Source organism: Streptomyces longisporoflavus, assembly GCF_014649775.1.
Classification (GTDB): Bacteria; Actinomycetota; Actinomycetes; order Streptomycetales; family Streptomycetaceae; genus Streptomyces; species Streptomyces longisporoflavus.
Genome location: NZ_BMTR01000146.1, coordinates 1 through 577, shown reverse-complemented (window position 1 = coordinate 577; position 577 = coordinate 1). Strand labels below are relative to the sequence as shown.

Sequence of the window (577 nt, the reverse complement as noted above, 5' to 3'; positions counted from 1 at the left end):
ACTGCTCGACATGCTTCGTGCGATTGAGGATGGATTGGACTGCGGAAGTGGTGTTGCTGCCAACCAATGCCGCCTCCTCCAGAAAATAGGCGGCGTTATATCCCTGTCCGTGCTTGTAGGCAAGATGTTTGTCTGGCATATGCTCGTCAAGCGTGCTGTATCCAGATCCTTGGCGACGCTGATGGATGGCTATGCGAGAACTCCCGGAGTAAACCTCCACGGTATCTAAGTCCCACAGTACGCTCACCTTTTGCCCGACATACTGGTATGGCACGCTATAGTTGTGCTTGTCAACCATGACGTGATAGGTACCGGACAGTTTCACCTCCTTGCGATATCTGAAGCGGTATGGAGCCATGGGCAGTTTACCCAACGTTGGTTGCTCTTCCGCCTCGAAGATGTCACGTCTGCTTCTCCCTGTCGTTCTGGACGGCTTTTCATTGAAGCCGTCCATCAACTCATAGATACGGGTATTCATACTCAGAAGATTGTAAAACACCTCGTCATGTAGCAGAGCGTAGACGGCATTGTATGTCTTTTGGACGAGTCCCTCGACTGGACCTTTGTCCCTCGGAGT

General features: G+C 51.6%; 1 protein-coding gene. It reads right to left on the bottom strand.

Annotated features, from left to right (window positions below):
* Positions 1–478 (bottom strand): Mu transposase domain-containing protein (locus IE226_RS43795; RefSeq protein ID WP_444546096.1); only part of this gene is annotated, 478 nt, incomplete at its 3' end.
* Positions 479–577: the final 99 nt, after the last annotated feature.